A 17614-nucleotide genomic window follows, 5' to 3' on the forward strand; every position below is an offset into this window, starting at 1 on the left:
CCTTCTATTGGTCAGATAACGCTACTTGAAGCGCCGCTCGACGCCTTTTTCCACCAGGATCTTCGCCGAGATCTCTTCCACCGAGAAATGGGTGGAATTGATGTGCGGAATGTTCTCGCGGCGGAACAGGTTTTCCACCTCGCGCACTTCGAACTCGCACTGGGCGTAGCTCGAGTAACGGCTGTTGGGCTTGCGCTCGTTGCGGATGGCGGTGAGCCGGTCGGGGTCGATGGTCAGGCCGAACAGCTTGTGCTGGTGGGCGCGCAGGGCGGTCGGCAGCTGCAGGCGTTCCATGTCGTCTTCGGTCAGCGGGTAGTTGGCGGCGCGGATCCCGAACTGCATGGCCATGTACAGGCAGGTCGGGGTCTTGCCGCAGCGCGACACGCCGACCAGGATCAGGTCGGCCTTGTCGTAGTAGTGGGTGCGGGCGCCGTCGTCGTTGTCGAGGGCGAAGTTCACCGCCTCGATCCGCTCCATATAGTTGGAGTTGCCGCCAATGGAGTGGGACTTGCCGACCGAGTACGACGAGTGCTCGCTCAACTCCAGCTCCAGGGGGGCGAGGAAGGTCGAGAAGATGTCGATCATGAAACCATTGGACGTCGCGAGGATCTCACGGATGTCCTGATTGACGATGGTGTCGAAGATAATCGGGCGAAATCCGTCCTTTTCGGCGGCGATGTTGATTTGTTGTACCATGGCCCGCGCTTTATCTACGCTGTCGATATACGGCCGCGTGATTTTGCTGAAGGTAATGTTTTCGAACTGCGCCAGGAGGCTCTGGCCGAGGGTTTCAGCGGTGATGCCGGTACCGTCGGAGATAAAGAAAGCAGATCGTTTCATTTGCACCTTGGGCCTTAAGCTAGTGACGAATCTTGGATATGATAGGCGCGATTTGCCGGCCTCCAATGGCCCGCATTCTCACTTATTTTCCAGGTCCAGGCCATACAGCTGGCAAGCGCTCCCCCGAGCAGCCGGCTTCTGAGCTTTTCCAACACAGTTAGTGGAGAGATCACCTTGGTAGAGTACGTAGTTTCCCTCGATAAGCTCGGCGTCCATGATGTAGAGCATGTGGGGGGCAAGAACGCATCCCTGGGCGAGATGATCAGTAACCTTGCAGGCGCCGGTGTATCCGTCCCTGGAGGCTTTGCCACGACGGCCCAGGCCTATCGTGATTTTCTCGAATTGAGCGGTCTTAACGACCAGATCCACGCCGCGCTCGACGCCCTGGACGTCGATGACGTGAATGCCCTGGCCAAGACCGGCGCGCAGATCCGTCAATGGATCATGGAAGCCGAGTTCCCCGAGCAACTGAATAGCGAAATCCGCACCGCGTTCGCCAAGCTGTCCGCGGGCAACCCTGACATGGCCGTGGCCGTGCGCTCCTCGGCCACCGCCGAAGACCTGCCGGACGCTTCCTTCGCCGGCCAGCAGGAAACCTTCCTCAATATCCGTGGCGTCGAGAACGTCATTCGCGCCGCCAAGGAAGTCTTCGCTTCCCTGTTCAACGACCGCGCCATTTCCTACCGCGTGCACCAGGGCTTCGACCACAAGCTGGTCGCCCTGTCTGCCGGCGTGCAGCGCATGGTGCGTTCGGAAACCGGTACCGCCGGCGTGATGTTCACCCTCGACACCGAGTCGGGCTTCCGTGACGTGGTATTCATCACCGGCGCCTACGGCCTGGGTGAAACCGTCGTTCAAGGTGCGGTGAACCCGGACGAGTTCTACGTCCACAAGGGCACCCTGCAAGCCGGTCGCCCGGCCATCCTGCGCCGCAACCTGGGCAGCAAGGCGATCAAGATGATCTACGGCGACGAAGCCAAGGCCGGTCGCTCGGTCAAGACCGTCGACGTCGACAAGGCCGATCGCGCGCGTTTCTGCCTGACCGACGCCGAAGTCAGCGAGCTGGCCAAGCAGGCGATGATCATCGAGAAGCACTACAAGTGCCCGATGGACATCGAATGGGCCAAAGACGGCGACGACGGCAAGCTGTACATCGTCCAGGCCCGTCCGGAAACCGTGAAGAGCCGCACCCAGGCCAACGTCATGGAACGTTACCTGTTGAAGGAAACCGGCACCGTGCTGGTGGAAGGTCGCGCCATCGGCCAGCGCATCGGCGCCGGCAAGGTGCGGATCATCAAGGACGTGTCGGAGATGGATAAGGTCCAGGCCGGCGATGTGCTGGTATCCGACATGACCGACCCGGACTGGGAACCGGTGATGAAGCGCGCCAGCGCCATCGTCACCAACCGTGGCGGCCGTACCTGCCACGCCGCGATCATTGCGCGCGAGCTGGGGATTCCAGCGGTTGTCGGTTGCGGCAATGCCACCGAACTGTTGAAGGACGGCCAGGGCGTGACCGTGTCCTGCGCTGAAGGCGACACCGGTTTCATCTTCGAAGGCGAGCTGGGCTTCGACGTGAAGAAAAACTCCGTCGACGCCATGCCGGAGCTGCCGTTCAAGATCATGATGAACGTCGGCAACCCGGACCGCGCCTTCGACTTCGCCCAGTTGCCGAACGCCGGCGTGGGCCTGGCCCGCCTGGAGTTCATCATCAACCGCATGATCGGCGTGCACCCCAAGGCGCTGCTGAACTACGCCGGCCTGCCCCATGAAATCAAGGACAGCGTCGACAAGCGCATCGCTGGCTATAACGATCCGGTCGGTTTTTACGTCGACAAGCTGGTTGAAGGCATCAGCACCCTGGCTGCGGCCTTCTGGCCGAAAAAGGTCATCGTGCGCCTGTCGGACTTCAAGTCCAACGAATACGCCAACCTGATCGGCGGCAAGCTCTACGAGCCGGAAGAAGAAAACCCGATGCTGGGCTTCCGCGGTGCTTCGCGTTACATCAGCGAAGCCTTCCGTGACTGCTTCGAGCTCGAATGCCGCGCCCTCAAGCGCGTGCGTAACGACATGGGCCTGACCAACGTCGAGATCATGGTGCCGTTCGTCCGCACCCTGGGCGAAGCCAGCCAGGTGGTGGATCTGCTGGCTGAAAACGGCCTCAAGCGCGGTGAAAACGGCCTGCGCGTGATTATGATGTGCGAGCTGCCTTCCAACGCGATCCTGGCCGAAGAGTTCCTCGAGTTCTTCGACGGCTTCTCCATCGGCTCCAACGACCTGACCCAGCTGACCCTGGGCCTGGACCGCGATTCGGGCATCATCGCGCACCTGTTCGACGAGCGTAATCCGGCGGTCAAGAAGCTGCTGGCCAACGCTATCGCCGCCTGCAACAAGGCCGGCAAATACATCGGTATTTGCGGCCAGGGCCCGTCCGACCATCCGGACCTGGCCAAGTGGCTGATGGAGCAGGGCATCGAAAGCGTCTCGCTGAACCCGGATTCCGTACTGGAAACCTGGTTCTTCCTGGCCGAGGGGCAGGGTGCGGTCTAAGCGGAATGAAGCACTGGCCAGCCTTCGGGCTGGCCGGTGCTTTGAGATTCAAGTAGGGCGGGCTCCATCTGGAAGCCGCCCTTTTTTGTGCAAGAGCATTATGCAAAGCAGCAGCAACCTGTTTCCCGTCGCCTTGATCAGTGCCGAACGTCGAGGCGACCTGAGTGAAGACGTCTACCGCCTGAAGCCCGGCAATAGCCCGGACGCCACGGTCGAGCTGGCCGTTACCCGCCTGGGGATGGCGGATGAGCCCGAATCCCGTGGTGTCCCGGTGATCCTGCTGCACGGCAGCTTCTCCAATCGGCGTTTCTGGTATTCGCCCAAGGGCATCGGCCTGGGCGCGTATCTGGCGCGCATGGGCTTCGATGTATGGATCCCCGAGATGCGTGGTCATGGCCTGTCGCGACGCAATGCCGACTACCGCAAGAATCGCGTCGCCGACTATGCGCAATACGATCTGCCTGCCATTGGCGCCTTCGTGCGGGAACAAAGCGGCCAGGTTCCGCACTGGATTGGTCATTCCCTGGGTGGCATTACCCTGGCGGCGGCCTTGGGCGGCCAGTACCTGGGAGAGCCGGCAGTGGCGTCGGCGGCGCTGTTCGGCTGTCAGGTCAGCCGCACCTATTGGCCATTGAAAATCCCGGCGGTGGAGTGGGGCGGTCGATTCATTCTCAAGCGTTTTGCCCAGTTGTCCGGCTCGCGACTCAAGCGCGGTCCCGAGGACGAGCCCATTGGCCTGGCCCTGGAAGGCATGCGCTGGTACGGGCTGTTCGGGCGTTTCGGCGATGGGCAGAAGGACTGGTGGGCCGGTTTGTCCGATGTTTCGCTGCCGGTATTGGCGGTGAGCGCGGCCGGGGATCATCAGGATCCGACCTGGGCTTGTCGCAAGCTGTTTGACCAGTTGAGTTCCGAGCATAAGCAGTTTGTCTGCCTGGGACGCGAACAAGGGTTCAGCGGCAATTTCGGCCATGTGGAGATGCTGGTGAGCAAAGCGGCCCAGGCTGAAGTCTGGCCTTTGGTCGCGCGTTGGTTGAAGGATCAGCAGAGCCCGTTGTTGGCGTCGGGCACCGAACTGGCTGCCGCCAGCTGAGTTCAGAAGGCTCTGACAAGAGCATTTCGTTCCGATGCGCTTGCGGCTAAGATATGACGCGTTGAGCGGTTCCGGTCACATTCGGTCGCCGGTCAAGCATTCTGTTCGTGCCGCCGAGCCTGCTGAAATTGGCGTATGGTGAGGGCTGGCTGAAATGTTAAACATTCTCCGTCTGCCCTCGTATCACTCAGCATGAACCCTGCGAATTCCGACACCGCGACGTGTTCTTTCCATTACAGGAGTTTCTCGATGAATCATTACCTCACTCCCGACCTGTGCGACGCCTACCCGGATCTGGTACAGGTGGTTGAACCGATGTTCAGCAATTTCGGTGGCCGCGACTCCTTTGGCGGCGAAATCGTGACCATCAAATGCTTCGAAGACAACTCGCTGGTCAAGGAACAGGTCGAGCTCAAGGGCCACGGCAAGGTGCTGGTGGTCGACGGTGGCGGCTCCCTGCGCCGTGCGCTGCTGGGCGATATGCTGGCCGAGAAGGCGGCGAAGAACGGTTGGGAAGGGCTGGTGATCTACGGTTGCATCCGTGATGTCGATGTCATCGCGCAAACCGACCTGGGCGTTCAGGCGCTGGCCAGTCACCCGATGAAAACCGACAAGCGCGGCATTGGCGATCTCAACGTGGTGGTGACTTTTGCCGGGGTGACTTTCCGTCCGGGCGAATATGTCTATGCCGACAACAATGGCGTGATCGTTTCGCCAAGCCCGCTGAAAATGCCCGAATAAGCAGTCGACCAAGCAAGGGATGAGGATGTTCGAGGAAGACAACGCGCAATGGGGGCTGGTACATGCCCTGGTGCTGGACGGTAAAGGTGGTGCGCGTGCAATTGCCCGAACTGAACTGGACGACTTGCAGCTGCAAGCCCATGAGAGCCTCTGGCTGCATTGGGATCGCAGCCATCCGCAAACCCAGACCTGGCTGCGTAAATCCAGCGGTCTGAGTGAGTTCAGCTGTGACCTTTTACTCGAAGAAAACACCCGGCCGCGCCTGTTGGCGCTGCCGGACTCCGAGTTCTTGCTGTTTTTACGCGGCATCAACCTCAACCCCGGCGCCGAGCCGGAGGACATGGTTTCGGTACGCATCTTCGGTTCGGCCCAGCGAGTGATCTCCCTGCGCCTGCGGCCATTGCGCGCGACCGATGAGCTGCTGGTGCAACTGGGCGAAGGCAAGGGACCGAAAACCGCCTCCGAACTCATCCTTTATATGGCTGAGTACCTGACCCATAAAGTGCAGGACCTGGTCAGCGACCTGTCGGAAGTGGTCGATGCCGAGGAAGAAAAACTGGATGCCGACGAACGGTATACCCCTGAGCACAGCAACATTCTGCAGATTCGTCGACGGGCTGCCGGACTCAAGCGTTTCCTCGCTCCGCAGCGGGATATTTTCGGTCAGCTCAGCCGCATCAGGCTGCCTTGGTTCGCCGATGACGATGGCGATTACTGGAACGAATTGAACAACAGCCTGACCCGCTACCTGGAAGAGCTCGAATTGACCCGAGAGCGCGTGGGGCTTGTGCTGGAGGCCGAAGACCGGCGCCTGAGCGTGCGCATGAACCGCATCATGTTTCGCTTCGGGATCATCACCGGGATCTTTCTGCCGATGAGTTTTCTGGCCGGCTTGCTGGGGATCAACGTGGGAGGCATTCCGCTTTCCAACAGCCCCTACGGGTTTCTGGTGGCCTGCCTGTTGATGGCGCTGGTCGCGCTGGGACAGTGGTGGTTATTCCGACGTTTGCGCTGGGTCTGATCATGAACTATGTGACCCAAGGAATTTTGATCGCGTCTTTCACTGACATATCGAGAGGTGCGTATGCACGATCCGTTTGAACAGTCGTTGCGTGACATGCTCAAGGCCACACCGTCCACCCGGGACGACGATGCGTGCCTGGGCCGCGTACTGAAAACCGCCAACCGGCAGGTGGGGGCGGGCGATCTGTTCAGCCTGCTCGGCCGCTGGTTGCCGGCGCTGATGATTGCTCTGAATAACGGATCGGCCCATATCTCGCCGGTTTCCCGTCGTAAACCTACTGCTCGCACTGCTGATAAGGCTGATTGAATATGGAACTTGATCTCTGGACTCAGAGCCTCGTCACTGCGATGACTGCGTTGTGGACCAAGGTAGCGAACTTCATTCCCAATCTGTTTGGCGCGCTGGTCGTGCTGCTGCTGGGTTTTGTAGTTGCCAAACTGCTGGATACCCTGCTTTCCAAATTGCTCGCCAAACTGGGCCTGGACCGTTTGATGGGCGGTACCGGTTTGACCAAACTGCTGTCCCGTGCGGGCTTGCAGGTACCGATTTCTACCTTGATCGGTAAAATCGTGTATTGGTTCGTATTACTGATTTTTCTGGTTTCTGCTGCAGAATCCCTTGGCCTGGAGCGGGTTTCGGCTACGCTCGACATGCTGGCGTTGTATTTACCGAAGGTTTTCGGGGCCGCGCTGGTGCTGTTGGTGGGGGTATTGCTGGCGCAATTGGCCAATGGGCTGGTGCGCGGAGCGGCCGAAGGGGTCGGTCTGGATTACGCCAGTGGCCTGGGGCGAATCGCCCAGGGCCTGGTGATCATCATCAGTATTTCCGTTGCGATCAGTCAGTTGGAGGTCAAAACCGACCTGCTCAACCATGTGATCGTGATCGTTTTGATTACCGTTGGTCTGGCTGTTGCCTTGGCCATGGGGTTGGGAAGCCGGGATATTGCCGGTCAGATTCTTGCGGGAATCTATGTGCGTGAGTTGTATCAGGTTGGGCAACAAGTGCGAGTTGGCGAGGTCGAAGGGCAGATCGAGGAGATCGGCACGGTTAAGACTACACTGCTGACCGATGAGGGCGAGCTGGTCTCGCTCTCCAATCGGATCCTGCTGGAGCAGCATGTAAGTAGCCGCTAACCCGGCAAACCCTGCTAATGTATGCCGCCGCAAAATGCCCGTGTCTGGGCTGCGGTGGACATTGACCTGACTGTCGGCCCGACTCGTTTTGAATAAAGCCCAATCGCTATCCACGCGCTATGACCCCCGTGAGCTCTCTGACGAGGAGTTGGTTGCGCGCTCGCACACGGAGCTGTTTCACGTAACGCGTGCGTATGAAGAGTTGATGCGACGCTATCAGCGAACCCTCTTCAACGTTTGTGCTCGTTATTTAGGGAACGATCGTGATGCTGACGATGTCTGTCAGGAGGTGATGTTGAAGGTGCTGTATGGCCTCAAGAACTTCGAGGGGAAATCGAAGTTCAAGACATGGCTCTATAGCATCACGTACAACGAATGCATCACGCAGTATCGGAAAGAACGGCGGAAACGTCGCTTGATGGATGCGTTAAGTCTTGATCCCCTCGAGGAAGCGTCTGAAGATAAGGCGCCGAAACCTGAGGAAAAGGGCGGACTTGACCGCTGGTTGGTGCATGTGAACCCGATCGATCGGGAGATTCTGGTGCTACGATTCGTCGCAGAACTGGAGTTCCAGGAGATCGCAGACATCATGCACATGGGGTTGAGTGCTACGAAAATGCGGTACAAGCGTGCGCTTGATAAATTGCGTGAGAAATTTGCAGGCATTGCTGAAACTTAGTTCGGCGCAAATATCTCTTACGTCTAGGTAAGTTCTGATAGACTTACCGCCGAGTTGTCCCCCGGTATGTGGGACTGCTTTACAATCACCAGATGGGGATTTAACGGATGAAACTGAAAAACACCTTGGGCATTGCCATTGGTTCTATTGTTGCCGTGACTTCGTTCGGCGTTCTGGCGCAAGGCCAAGGCGCGGTCGAGGGTGAACTGTTTTACAAAAAACAGTACAACGACAGCGTTAAGCACATCGAAGACGGCTTCAACCCAGGCGCTCGTATCGGCTACTTCCTGACCGATGACCTGTCGTTGGACCTGAACTACGACAAAACCAACCACACCCGTTCGAACGACGGCACTGGCAACCAGAAGATCAAAGGTGACACCGGCAGCCTGCTGGCTACCTACCACTTCGGTCAAGCTGGCGTGGACTCCCTGCGTCCATACGTTTCCGGTGGTTTCGGTCACCAGAGCCGTACCAACGTCCTGGCTGACGGCCACAGCGGTCGCGACCAGTCGACCCTGGCTATCATCGGTACCGGTGTTAAGTACTACTTCACCGACAACCTGTTCGCTCGTGCCGGCGTTGAAGCCGACTACGCAATGGACAACGGCAAGTGGGACTACTCCGCTCTGGTTGGTCTGGGTGTGAACTTCGGCGGCAACGCTGGCAAGGTTGCTCCAGCTCCTGCTCCAGTTCCAGAGCCAACTCCAGAACCAGAAGCTCCGGTTGCTGAAGTTGTTCGTGTTGAGCTGGACGTGAAGTTCGACTTCGACAAGTCGGTCGTTAAGCCTAACAGCTACGCTGACATCAAGAACCTCGCTGACTTCATGAAGCAGTACCCACAAACCACCACCGTTGTTGAAGGTCACACTGACTCCGTCGGTCCTGACGCTTACAACCAGAAACTGTCTGAGCGTCGTGCAAACGCCGTTAAGCAAGTTCTGACCAGCCAGTACGGTGTTGAGTCGAGCCGCGTTCAATCCGTTGGTTACGGTGAGTCCCGCCCAGTTGCTGACAACGCAACTGAAGCTGGCCGCGCTGTAAACCGTCGCGTAGAAGCGCAGGTTGAAGCACAAGCTCAACAAGCTCAGTAATCTGTAGCTTGCAGCTTTGAAAAACCCGGCCTAGGCCGGGTTTTTCTTTGTCCGCGATTTGATGAAAGCGCCTGGAGTCAGGCCGAGAACGCCGCCGCCAGGGCTGCTTCGGAAAAGGCGGGCAGTTGTGCGCCGCAGGCAGCCACTTCGCCGACGACCAGGATGGCTGGGCTTTTCAGCTGGAAGGCATGGGCATCGTCCTGCATGGTGTGCAGAGCGCTCCGGCACAGCCGTTGCTCGGGCAGGGACGCGTTTTCAATCATGGCCACCGGGGTATGCGGTGCCAGGCCGCCAGCGATCAGCTGTTCACGGATCTCACCCAGTTTGGCCACTCCCATATAGATCACCAACGTCGTACCGCTTTGTGCCAGGGCTTGCCAGTTCAGGCTGCTGTCGTCCTGGGTATGGGCCGTCAGCAGGGTGACGCCACGGGCGACACCGCGCAGGGTCAGCGGGATACCGCACTGGGTAGCTCCCGCCAGGCCGGCCGTGATGCCGTTCACCAGTTCCACCTCGACGCCACGTTCCTGCAGCCACTGCGCTTCTTCACCGCCACGGCCGAAGATGCACGGATCGCCGCCCTTGAGGCGTACCACGCACTTGCCATGACGGGCGTAGCGCAGCATCAGCCGATGAATGAACGCCTGGGGCGTCGAACGACAGCCTCCGCGTTTACCCACGGCGATGACCCGTGCCCGGGGGCAGTGCTCCAGCACCGCCGGATTCACCAGGTCGTCGATCAGCACCACATCCGCCTCGCCCAGGGCACGCACGGCCTTGAGGGTCAGCAGTTCAGGATCGCCAGGGCCCGCACCCACCAGCCAGACTTTTGCGCTCATGTTTGTTTCCTCACAGGGGGATTGCGACGGGCTGTGCCGAGCTGGCCAGCAGACGTTTGATTTCGGGGACGCAGGAGCCACATTGAGTGCCGCAGCCCAGCTCCTGTTTCAGGCCATCGAGGTCCAGGCCGCGAGAGATCCCGGCACAGACCGCGCTCTGGCTGACGTTCTTGCAGTTGCACAAGGTCTTGCCGTTCGACGCAATCAACCCGGCTGCCCCTGGCGGTGCGCTCATCGGCGCCAGCAGCCAGCGGCGCAGTTGCTCATCGGCTTTGCCTTCCAGCCACAGGTTCTGCAGCCAGTGCCGGGCCAGGGTTTCACCGGCCAGGCGAATGGCGGTGATCCGCCCCTGTTCGATGCGTACCCGCTTGCCGATGGAGCGCCGAGGATCGTCATAGGCCAGCACCGGGCCTGCGTTGAGCCCCAGCAACTGATCGATGTCCTTGAGCAGTTGCGGCGCCGGCGCCTCGGCGTTGGCCACCCGCAGCAGCAGGGCCGGGCGTTCGCGGCCGGCCAGGCTCAGGCTGACGTAGGCGAAACTTTCGCAGAGCGGGCGCAGGGCTTCGAAATGCCGCTGCACGTCGCCTTCGATCAGGGCGAACAATTGCCACGGCAGCTGGACCGGCTCCAGGCGTACACCGCTGTGCTTGAGTTCCGGCTGTTTGGACAGTGGATCGAACGCCGGTTGAGTCACGGCATTGACGCCGCCCTTGAGAAACCGATCGCCCCAGTGCATCGGCAGGAAAGCCTGGCCCGGGCGCACGCTGTCGTCATCCGCTACTGCGACTGTCACGCTGCCGCGACGGCTTTTCAGCGAGACCAGGTCACCCGCTTGCAGGTTCTGCCGGCGCAGTTCGTCCGGGTGCAGGCTGAGGACGGCTTCGCTGACGTGCCCGAACAGCTGGGCCGCGGTGCCGGTGCGGCTCATGCCGTGCCATTGATCTCGCAGGCGGCCGGTGATCAGGGTCAGGGGGAAGCGCGCATCCCGCTGTTCCTTGGCCGCGCGATACGGGTCGCTGACGAATTGCGCCCGCCCGCTAGCGGTCGGGAAGCGGCCGTCGACGTACAGCCGCGGCGTCCCCTGTTCGGCGCCGGCGGGGAAGGGCCATTGCTGTGGGCCGATACGGTCGATCAGCGCGTGGCTGATGCCGGAAAGGTCCAGGTCACGGCCGCGGGTCAGCAGTTTGTACTCATCGAACAGCTGGGCAGGCGTATCCAGGGCGAACAGGCTGGGCTGTTGCGGGCGCAGGCGCTGTTCCAGGCGCCGGGCGAAGTCCAGGGTGATGGCCCAATCCGGACGTGCTTCGCCCGGCGCGGCCACGGCGCGGCGCACATGGGAGATGCGCCGTTCCGAGTTGGTCACGCTGCCTTCCTTCTCGCCCCAGCTGGCGGCGGGCAGTAGCAGGTCGGCAAAGGTCGCGGTCTCGGTGGTGCGAAAGGCTTCCTGCAGGACCACGAACGGGCAGGCCAGCAAGGCCTCTCGCACCGCGTTCTGGTCGGGCAGCGACTGCGCCGGGTTGGTGCAGGCGATCCACAGCGCCTTGATCTTGCCGCCGCGCAGTTGTTCGAACAGCTCGATCGCGGTCAGGCCGGGGTTGGCCGGCAATTGCTCGACGCCCCAGTAGGCCGCGACTTCAGCCCGGTGCTCCGGGTTGGCGGCGTCCCGGTGCCCCGGCAGCAGGTTCGACAGGCTGCCGGTCTCCCGGCCGCCCATGGCATTCGGTTGGCCGGTGAGGGAGAAAGGGCCGGCCCCCGGGCGGCCGATTTGCCCGGTGGCCAGGTGCAGGTTGATCAGTGCGCTGTTTTTCGCGCTGCCGGCACTGGACTGGTTCAGCCCCATGCACCACAGCGACAGGAAGCTCGGTGAGGTGCCGACCCATTCGGCGCACTGGCGCAGTTGCTCGACGCTGATGCCGCACAGCTGCGCGACCATATGCGGGGTGTAGTCGTGGACCAGGTTCTTCAGCTCGGCCAGGCCTTCGGTATGAGCCTGGATGAAGTCGCGATCGATCCAGTCCTGCCACAGCAGCAGGTGCAGGATGCCGTGGAGCAGCGCGACATCGGTGCCGGGCAGGATCGCCAGGTGCAAATCGGCCAGGTCGCAGGTGTCGGTGCGCCGCGGGTCGATGACGATCACTTTCATCTGCGGCCGCAGGCGCTTGGCCTGCTCCAGGCGGCGGAACAGCACCGGATGAGCGTAGGCCATGTTGCTGCCGACGATCATCACGCAATCGCTCAGTTCGAGGTCTTCGTAGCTGCAGGGTGGAGCGTCGGCGCCCAGGCTGCGTTTGTAGCCGACCACCGCCGAGGACATGCACAGCCGCGAATTGCTGTCGATGTTGTTGGTGCCCACCAGGGCCCGGGCCAGCTTGTTGAAGGCGTAGTAATCCTCGGTAAGCAATTGCCCGGAGATATAGAAGGCCACGCTGTCCGGGCCATGTTCGGCGATGGTTTCGGCAAACAGGTTGGCCGCGTGTTCCAGTGCGGTATCCCAGTCGGTGCGGCTGCGCGCCAGGGCCTTGCCCAGGCGCAATTCCGGATACAGGGCGCGGGCCGCGAGGTCGCCGGTCAGGTGCAGGGTGGAACCCTTGCTGCACAGTTTGCCGTGGTTGGCCGGGTGGCTCGGGTCGCCACTGACGCCGAGGATGCGTTCGCCGTCGTGCTCGATCAGCACGCCACAGCCAACGCCGCAGTAACAGCAGGTCGAGGCGGTCGTCTGGCGGTTCATCAGCCGGCATCCCGCAGGGCCAGCAGCACGCGGCCGTTTTCCACCCGCGCCAGATGGTGATGGGCGCAGCCGATATCCGGCGCCTGTGCTGCGCCGGACTCCAGGTCGATCTGCCAGTTGTGCAACGGGCAGGCGACCGTCTTGCCGTAGATCAGCCCCTGGGACAGCGGCCCGCCCTTGTGCGGGCAGCGGTCGTCGAGGGCGAAGACTTCGTCGTCGCTGGTGCGAAAGATCGCGATGTCGCCCTTGGGGCCGTTGACGATGCGCGAGCCCAGGGCGTTGATCTCGTCCAGGGCGCAGATATCCAGCCAGTTCATGGCAGCACCTCCAGTTGCTTGACGCGGATCGGCTCGAACTCTTTTTTCAGCTGCGGCTGTTCCAGGCGCTCCTTCCACGGGTCCTGTTCGAAGGACAGGGAGAATTGCAGGCGCTCGTTGAGGGCCTTGCGCCGTTGCGGGTCTTCGATGATGGCCTGCTTGATGTGCGCCATGCCGACCCGTTGCAGGTAGTGCACGGTGCGCTCCAGGTAGAAGGCTTCCTCGCGGTACAGCTGCAGGAAAGCGCCGTTGTATTCGCGCACTTCGTCGGCGGTTTTCAGCTTGACGAAGAACTCCGCGACCTCGGTCTTGATCCCGCCGTTGCCGCCGATATACATCTCCCAGCCCGAGTCGACGCCGATGATGCCGACGTCCTTGATCCCGGCCTCGGCGCAGTTGCGCGGGCAGCCGGAGACCGCCAGCTTGACCTTGTGCGGCGACCACATGTTGAACAGGTCATGCTCCAGTTCGATGCCCAGCTGGGTGGAGTTCTGCGTGCCGAAGCGGCAGAACTCGCTGCCGACACAGGTTTTCACGGTGCGGATGGACTTGCCGTAGGCGTGGCCGGAGGGCATGTCCAGGTCTTTCCAGACCCCGGGCAAATCCTGCTTCTTGATACCCAAAAGGTCGATGCGCTGGCCGCCGGTGACCTTGACCATCGGCACCTGGTACTTGTCCGCCACGTCGGCGATGCGCCGCAGTTCGGAGGGGGTGGTGACGCCGCCCCACATCCGCGGCACCACCGAATAGGTGCCGTCTTTCTGGATATTGGCGTGGGCCCGTTCGTTGATCAGGCGCGATTGCGGGTCGTCCCTGGCTTCGCCTGGCCAGGTGGCAATCAGGTAGTAGTTCAGCGCCGGGCGGCAGGTGGCGCAGCCATTGGGCGTGCGCCAGTTCAGGTAGCTCATGGTGCCGGCGATGGTCAACAGGTGCTGTTCGCGGATCGCCTGGCGGATCTGCCCGTGGTTGAGGTCGCTGCAGCCGCAGATGGCTTTCTCGCTTTTCGGCTTGACGTCGGCCGCGCCACCCACGGTGTTGATCAGGATCTGTTCCACCAGGCCGGCACAGGAGCCGCAGGAACTGGCGGCCTTGGTGCGCTTCTTGACCTCGTCGACGCTGAACAGACCGTGCTCCTGGATCGCCTTGACGATGGTGCCCTTGCACACGCCGTTGCAGCCGCAAACTTCGGCGCTGTCGGCCATGCTCATGGCCTTGTCCTGGCCCTGGTGGCCGACGTCGCCCAAAGCGTTCTCGCCGAACATCAGGTGGTCGCGGATCTCGCCGATGGCGTGGTTCTCGCGGATCTGCCGGAAGTACCAGCCGCCGTCGGCGGTGTCGCCATACAGGCAGGCGCCGACCAGGATGTCGTCCTTGATCACCAGCTTCTTGTACACGCCGCCGATGGGGTCGGAGAGGGTGATGGTCTCGGTGCCTTCGCCGCCCATGAAGTCGCCGGCGGAGAACAGGTCGATGCCGGTGACTTTCAGCTTGGTCGAGGTCACCGAGCCCTTGTAAGTGGCGAAGCCCAGTTGAGCGAGATGGTTGGCGCAGACCTTGGCCTGTTCGAACAGCGGCGCCACCAGGCCGTAGGCGATGCCGCGATGGCTGGCGCATTCGCCGATGGCGTAGATGCGTGGGTCGTAGGTCTGCAGGGTGTCGTTGACCAGGATCCCGCGGCTGCACGGCAGCCCGGCTTTTTCCGCGAGCTCGGTATTGGGCCGGATGCCGGCGGCCATCACCACCAGGTCGGCGGGGATGATGTCGCCGTTCTTGAACTGCACCGAGCCGACCCGGCCATTGCCCGCGTCGTGCAGGGCCTGGGTCTGTTCGCTCAGGCGGAATTTCAGGCCGCGGCTTTCCAGGGCGTTTTGCAGCAGCTGGCCGCTGGTCTTGTCCAGCTGGCGCTCCAGCAGCCATTCGCCGATGTGCACCACGGTCACGTCCATGCCACGCAGCATCAGGCCGTTGGCGGCTTCCAGGCCGAGCAGGCCGCCGCCGATGACCACTGCGTGCTTGTGGGTCTTGGCGGTGTCGATCATCGCCTGGGTGTCGGCGATATCGCGGTAGCCGATCACGCCCTGCAGGTCGTTGCCGGGAATCGGCAGGATGAACGGGGTCGAACCGGTGGCGATCAGCAGGCGGTCGTACTCGGCTTCGCTGCCGTCTTCGGCGATCACCCGGCGCTTGACCCGGTCGATCTGCACCACCTTGCGGTTGAGCAGCAGCTTGATGTGGTTGTCCAGGTACCAGCTCAGGTCGTTGAGCACGATTTCTTCGAAGGTCTGTTCGCCGGCCAATACCGGGGAAAGCAGGATGCGGTTGTAGTTGGTGTGGGGTTCCGCGCCGAAGACCGTGATGTCGTACAGCTCATTGCTCAGCTTGAGCAGCTCTTCCAGGGTGCGTACCCCGGCCATGCCGTTGCCGATCATCACCAGCTTGAGTTTGTTCATTTCGCTCTCCGCGTAGACAGGCCGTCGGGCGTGCCGGGCCTGGCTCGATAAACGTTGCGCAAACAAAAAAGGCGTCCCGCCAGTTGCCTGGCAGGACGCCTTTGTCCGGTCCCGTTCTCTCGGGAAAACCCATCCTTCGTCGTTGAAGGCCGGGTCGTATGTGCTGTTGGGAGAGTTAATGCAGCGGTTGTGCCAAGTTCCGCCAATGGCGGTTTCAGCGGGGCTGAAAGCCTGCCTCTGGCCAGCAGGGAGGATTTTCTGCACCGATTCAAAGCGTCTTGCCCGTTTCTGGCGCACGCAGCGCTATCCCTGTAGCCGCTGCCGCAGGCTGCAATCGACGACGTAGCCGGCGTAAGGCGGCATCCCCTACCTGCGGGTAAAACCGCGTCGTCAGGTTCTGCGGCCCCTGGGGTGCCGATCGCAGCCTGCGGCAGCGGCTACAGGAGAACAGTGAGGTCAGTGGTGCAGGAACAGGTACAGCAACAGCAGGTTGAGCAACAGCGAGACCAGCGCCAGGGTGCGCCAGACTTTCAAGGGCTCGCGTTCCAGCAGCGGTCTGGGGCGCACGCTGAGGCTGCGGCGCTCGCCCTGTTCCAGCACCAGTAACCACTCTTCGGCGGTTTCATAGCGCTGGGCCGGATCGGCCTGTATCGCGCGTTCCAGGCTCTGTTCGAGCCAGTCCGGCAGGTCCGGGCGATAGCGGCTGGCGCTGACCGGGGTGGTGAAGCGCGGGCGCTGGAAGGCTTCGATTTCGCCGTAGGGAAAATGCCCGGTCAGCAAGTGGTAGAGGGTCACGCCCACCGCGTACAGGTCCTGCCGCGGTGTCGGCGCCACGCCGTTGAAAGCCTCTGGGGCGATATAGCTCGGGGTGCCGGGCAGCAGGTGCGCCTGGTCCTCGGACAGGCCGGGGCAATAGGCCAGGCCGAAATCCAGCAGGCGCAGTTCGCCGTCGTCCCCGAGCAGCAGGTTTTCCGGCTTGATGTCGCGGTGCAGGATCTGCCGGCGGTGCAGCAGGCCCACGGCCCGCAGCAGGCGCTCGGCCAGGTCCTGCCACTGCGCCAGCGGCAAGGGACCATGTTGTTGCAGATGCTCGGCCAGGGTCTGCCCCGGGTATTCGCGCATCACGTAATACAGATGCTGGCGGCTGGTCGCGGCATGCACTTCGGGAAAGTGCCGGCCGGCCACCCGGCGCAGGAACCACTCCTCTGACAGCAGCGATTGCCCGGCCTGATGATCGTCGTGCAGATGACCGGGCAGGGTTTTCAGCAGCCAGGGTTGTTGTTGCGCATCGAGCACGCGGTACAGCAGGGATTGCTGGCTGTGCCCGAGCACCTCGACGACTTGCCAGCCTTCGAAGTGCTGGCCCGGTTTGAGAGGCGGCGGCAGTGGCCATTGCTGCAAGTGAATCAGGGCGTCGCCGATGGAGCTTTCGCCCAGGGCTTCGACCCGCACCAGCAGGGCGCTGGCATTGTCCTGGCTGCCGGCCAGGTGCGCGGCGCTGACCAGGGTCTGCACTGCGCTGTCGAGGTCGGGCTGGTCGCGCAGGATCGCGGCGATGGCGGTGTCGCCCAGGGTGGCCCAGACGCCATCGCTGAGCATCAGGAAACTTTCGTTTTCCCGTAGCTCGCCATCGAGGAAATCCACCACCAGGTGCTGGTCCAGGCCCAGGGCACGCTTGAGCACATGCTGCATGCCGGGTTGGTCCCAGACATGATCGTCGCTGATGCGTTGCAACTGATCGGCATGCCAGCGATAGACCCGGCAGTCGCCGACATGGGCCAGGGTAAAGCGCCGGCCGCGCAGCACCAGGGCGCTGACGGTGGTCAGCAGCGGCTGGCCGCCGCCGTTGGCCTGCAACCAGCGATTCTGCGCCAGCAGCAGGCGTTCCAGCGCCTGGGCCACGGCCCAGGTTTCCGGGGTGGCGTAGTAGTCCAGCGCCAGCGCCTGCAAGGTCGAGCGCGCGGCCAGGCCGCCATCGGCGCATTGGCTGACACCGTCTGCGATGGCGAACAGCAGGCCCTTGCTGGCGGCCAGGGTCGGCGCCGGGGTGACCAGGCGCAAGGCGTCCTGGTTCTCCGCGCGCGGACCGATGGCGCTGGCCTGGGCGTGGCTCAGTCGCAGGCTCATGG

The 17614-nt window shown here is 62.1% G+C and carries 14 protein-coding genes; 8 read left to right on the top strand and 6 right to left on the bottom strand.

Annotated elements, in window-relative coordinates; genetic code table 11:
• Positions 1-21: 21 nt before the first annotated feature.
• Entirely contained in the window at positions 22-840 is an 819-nt protein-coding gene (locus J4E58_RS01020) for a pyruvate, water dikinase regulatory protein (protein WP_007927505.1), read from the bottom strand.
• A gap of 174 nt (positions 841-1014) precedes the next feature.
• Between J4E58_RS01020 and ppsA the strand changes: the two genes are divergently transcribed.
• The 8 genes from ppsA to J4E58_RS01060 all read left to right on the top strand — a co-directional run bounded on the left by ppsA (position 1015) and on the right by J4E58_RS01060 (position 9151).
• Entirely contained in the window at positions 1015-3390 is a 2376-nt protein-coding gene (gene ppsA / locus J4E58_RS01025; RefSeq protein WP_009042917.1) for a phosphoenolpyruvate synthase, read from the top strand.
• Between the two features lie 100 nt (positions 3391-3490).
• Entirely contained in the window at positions 3491-4480 is a 990-nt protein-coding gene (locus J4E58_RS01030) for an alpha/beta fold hydrolase (RefSeq protein WP_007927509.1), read from the top strand.
• A 249-nt stretch (positions 4481-4729) separates the two neighbouring features.
• Positions 4730-5221, top strand: coding sequence for a ribonuclease E activity regulator RraA (gene rraA / locus J4E58_RS01035; protein ID WP_007927511.1), 492 nt, complete (start codon positions 4730-4732; stop codon positions 5219-5221).
• 25 nt (positions 5222-5246) lie between these two features.
• Entirely contained in the window at positions 5247-6242 is a 996-nt protein-coding gene (locus tag J4E58_RS01040) for a zinc transporter ZntB (RefSeq protein ID WP_009042920.1), read from the top strand.
• Between the two features lie 63 nt (positions 6243-6305).
• Complete coding sequence (locus J4E58_RS01045) at positions 6306-6551, top strand: hypothetical protein (RefSeq protein ID WP_007927518.1); 246 nt, start codon at positions 6306-6308, stop codon at positions 6549-6551.
• Between the two features lie 2 nt (positions 6552-6553).
• On the top strand, positions 6554-7378 hold the full coding sequence (locus J4E58_RS01050) for a mechanosensitive ion channel family protein (RefSeq protein WP_053260260.1): 825 nt from the start codon (positions 6554-6556) through the stop codon (positions 7376-7378).
• Between the two features lie 88 nt (positions 7379-7466).
• Positions 7467-8057 carry an RNA polymerase sigma factor SigX gene (gene sigX / locus J4E58_RS01055; protein WP_009042922.1) on the top strand — a complete coding sequence of 197 codons (591 nt, stop codon included), beginning with the start codon at positions 7467-7469 and terminating at the stop codon, positions 8055-8057.
• Positions 8058-8164: 107 nt separating this feature from the next.
• Positions 8165-9151 carry an OmpA family protein gene (locus J4E58_RS01060; protein ID WP_007927525.1) on the top strand — a complete coding sequence of 329 codons (987 nt, stop codon included), beginning with the start codon at positions 8165-8167 and terminating at the stop codon, positions 9149-9151.
• Between the two features lie 77 nt (positions 9152-9228).
• Here the strand turns inward: J4E58_RS01060 and cobA are convergent, their stop codons facing one another.
• From cobA to J4E58_RS01085, 5 genes are all read right to left on the bottom strand, one after another.
• The gene (cobA, locus tag J4E58_RS01065) at positions 9229-9990 is read right to left on the bottom strand and encodes a uroporphyrinogen-III C-methyltransferase (RefSeq protein ID WP_087088663.1); all 762 of its coding nucleotides are present in this window, start codon (positions 9988-9990) and stop codon (positions 9229-9231) included.
• Between the two features lie 10 nt (positions 9991-10000).
• Entirely contained in the window at positions 10001-12718 is a 2718-nt protein-coding gene (locus tag J4E58_RS01070) for a nitrate reductase (RefSeq protein WP_087088661.1), read from the bottom strand.
• Positions 12718-13035 carry a nitrite reductase small subunit NirD gene (gene nirD, locus J4E58_RS01075; RefSeq protein ID WP_087088659.1) on the bottom strand — a complete coding sequence of 106 codons (318 nt, stop codon included), beginning with the start codon at positions 13033-13035 and terminating at the stop codon, positions 12718-12720. The genes J4E58_RS01070 and nirD overlap by 1 nt, the downstream gene beginning before the upstream one ends.
• Positions 13032-15485: a nitrite reductase large subunit NirB gene (gene nirB, locus J4E58_RS01080; protein ID WP_087088657.1), complete on the bottom strand. Its 2454-nt coding sequence runs from the start codon at positions 15483-15485 to the stop codon at positions 13032-13034. Before nirB ends, nirD begins: the two co-directional genes overlap by 4 nt.
• A 456-nt stretch (positions 15486-15941) precedes the next feature.
• Positions 15942-17612, bottom strand: a complete 1671-nt coding sequence (locus tag J4E58_RS01085; protein WP_087088655.1) for a bifunctional protein-serine/threonine kinase/phosphatase — start codon at positions 17610-17612, stop codon at positions 15942-15944.
• Positions 17613-17614 lie beyond the last annotated feature (2 nt).

This window comes from Pseudomonas sp. FW305-25 (genome assembly GCF_017351415.1).
GTDB classification, from domain to species: Bacteria; Pseudomonadota; Gammaproteobacteria; order Pseudomonadales; family Pseudomonadaceae; genus Aquipseudomonas; species Aquipseudomonas chlororaphis.

Coding starts and splice junctions, on each gene's coding strand:
- nirB (WP_087088657.1), bottom strand. CDS start 15,485: ATGAACAAACTCAAGCTGGTGATGATCGGCAACGGCATGGCCGGGGTA.
- rraA (WP_007927511.1), top strand. CDS start 4,730: ATGAATCATTACCTCACTCCCGACCTGTGCGACGCCTACCCGGATCTG.
- J4E58_RS01030 (WP_007927509.1), top strand. CDS start 3,491: ATGCAAAGCAGCAGCAACCTGTTTCCCGTCGCCTTGATCAGTGCCGAA.
- J4E58_RS01060 (WP_007927525.1), top strand. CDS start 8,165: ATGAAACTGAAAAACACCTTGGGCATTGCCATTGGTTCTATTGTTGCC.
- J4E58_RS01085 (WP_087088655.1), bottom strand. CDS start 17,612: ATGAGCCTGCGACTGAGCCACGCCCAGGCCAGCGCCATCGGTCCGCGC.
- nirD (WP_087088659.1), bottom strand. CDS start 13,035: ATGAACTGGCTGGATATCTGCGCCCTGGACGAGATCAACGCCCTGGGC.
- J4E58_RS01050 (WP_053260260.1), top strand. CDS start 6,554: ATGGAACTTGATCTCTGGACTCAGAGCCTCGTCACTGCGATGACTGCG.
- J4E58_RS01020 (WP_007927505.1), bottom strand. CDS start 840: ATGAAACGATCTGCTTTCTTTATCTCCGACGGTACCGGCATCACCGCT.
- cobA (WP_087088663.1), bottom strand. CDS start 9,990: ATGAGCGCAAAAGTCTGGCTGGTGGGTGCGGGCCCTGGCGATCCTGAA.
- J4E58_RS01070 (WP_087088661.1), bottom strand. CDS start 12,718: ATGAACCGCCAGACGACCGCCTCGACCTGCTGTTACTGCGGCGTTGGC.
- J4E58_RS01040 (WP_009042920.1), top strand. CDS start 5,247: ATGTTCGAGGAAGACAACGCGCAATGGGGGCTGGTACATGCCCTGGTG.
- J4E58_RS01045 (WP_007927518.1), top strand. CDS start 6,306: ATGCACGATCCGTTTGAACAGTCGTTGCGTGACATGCTCAAGGCCACA.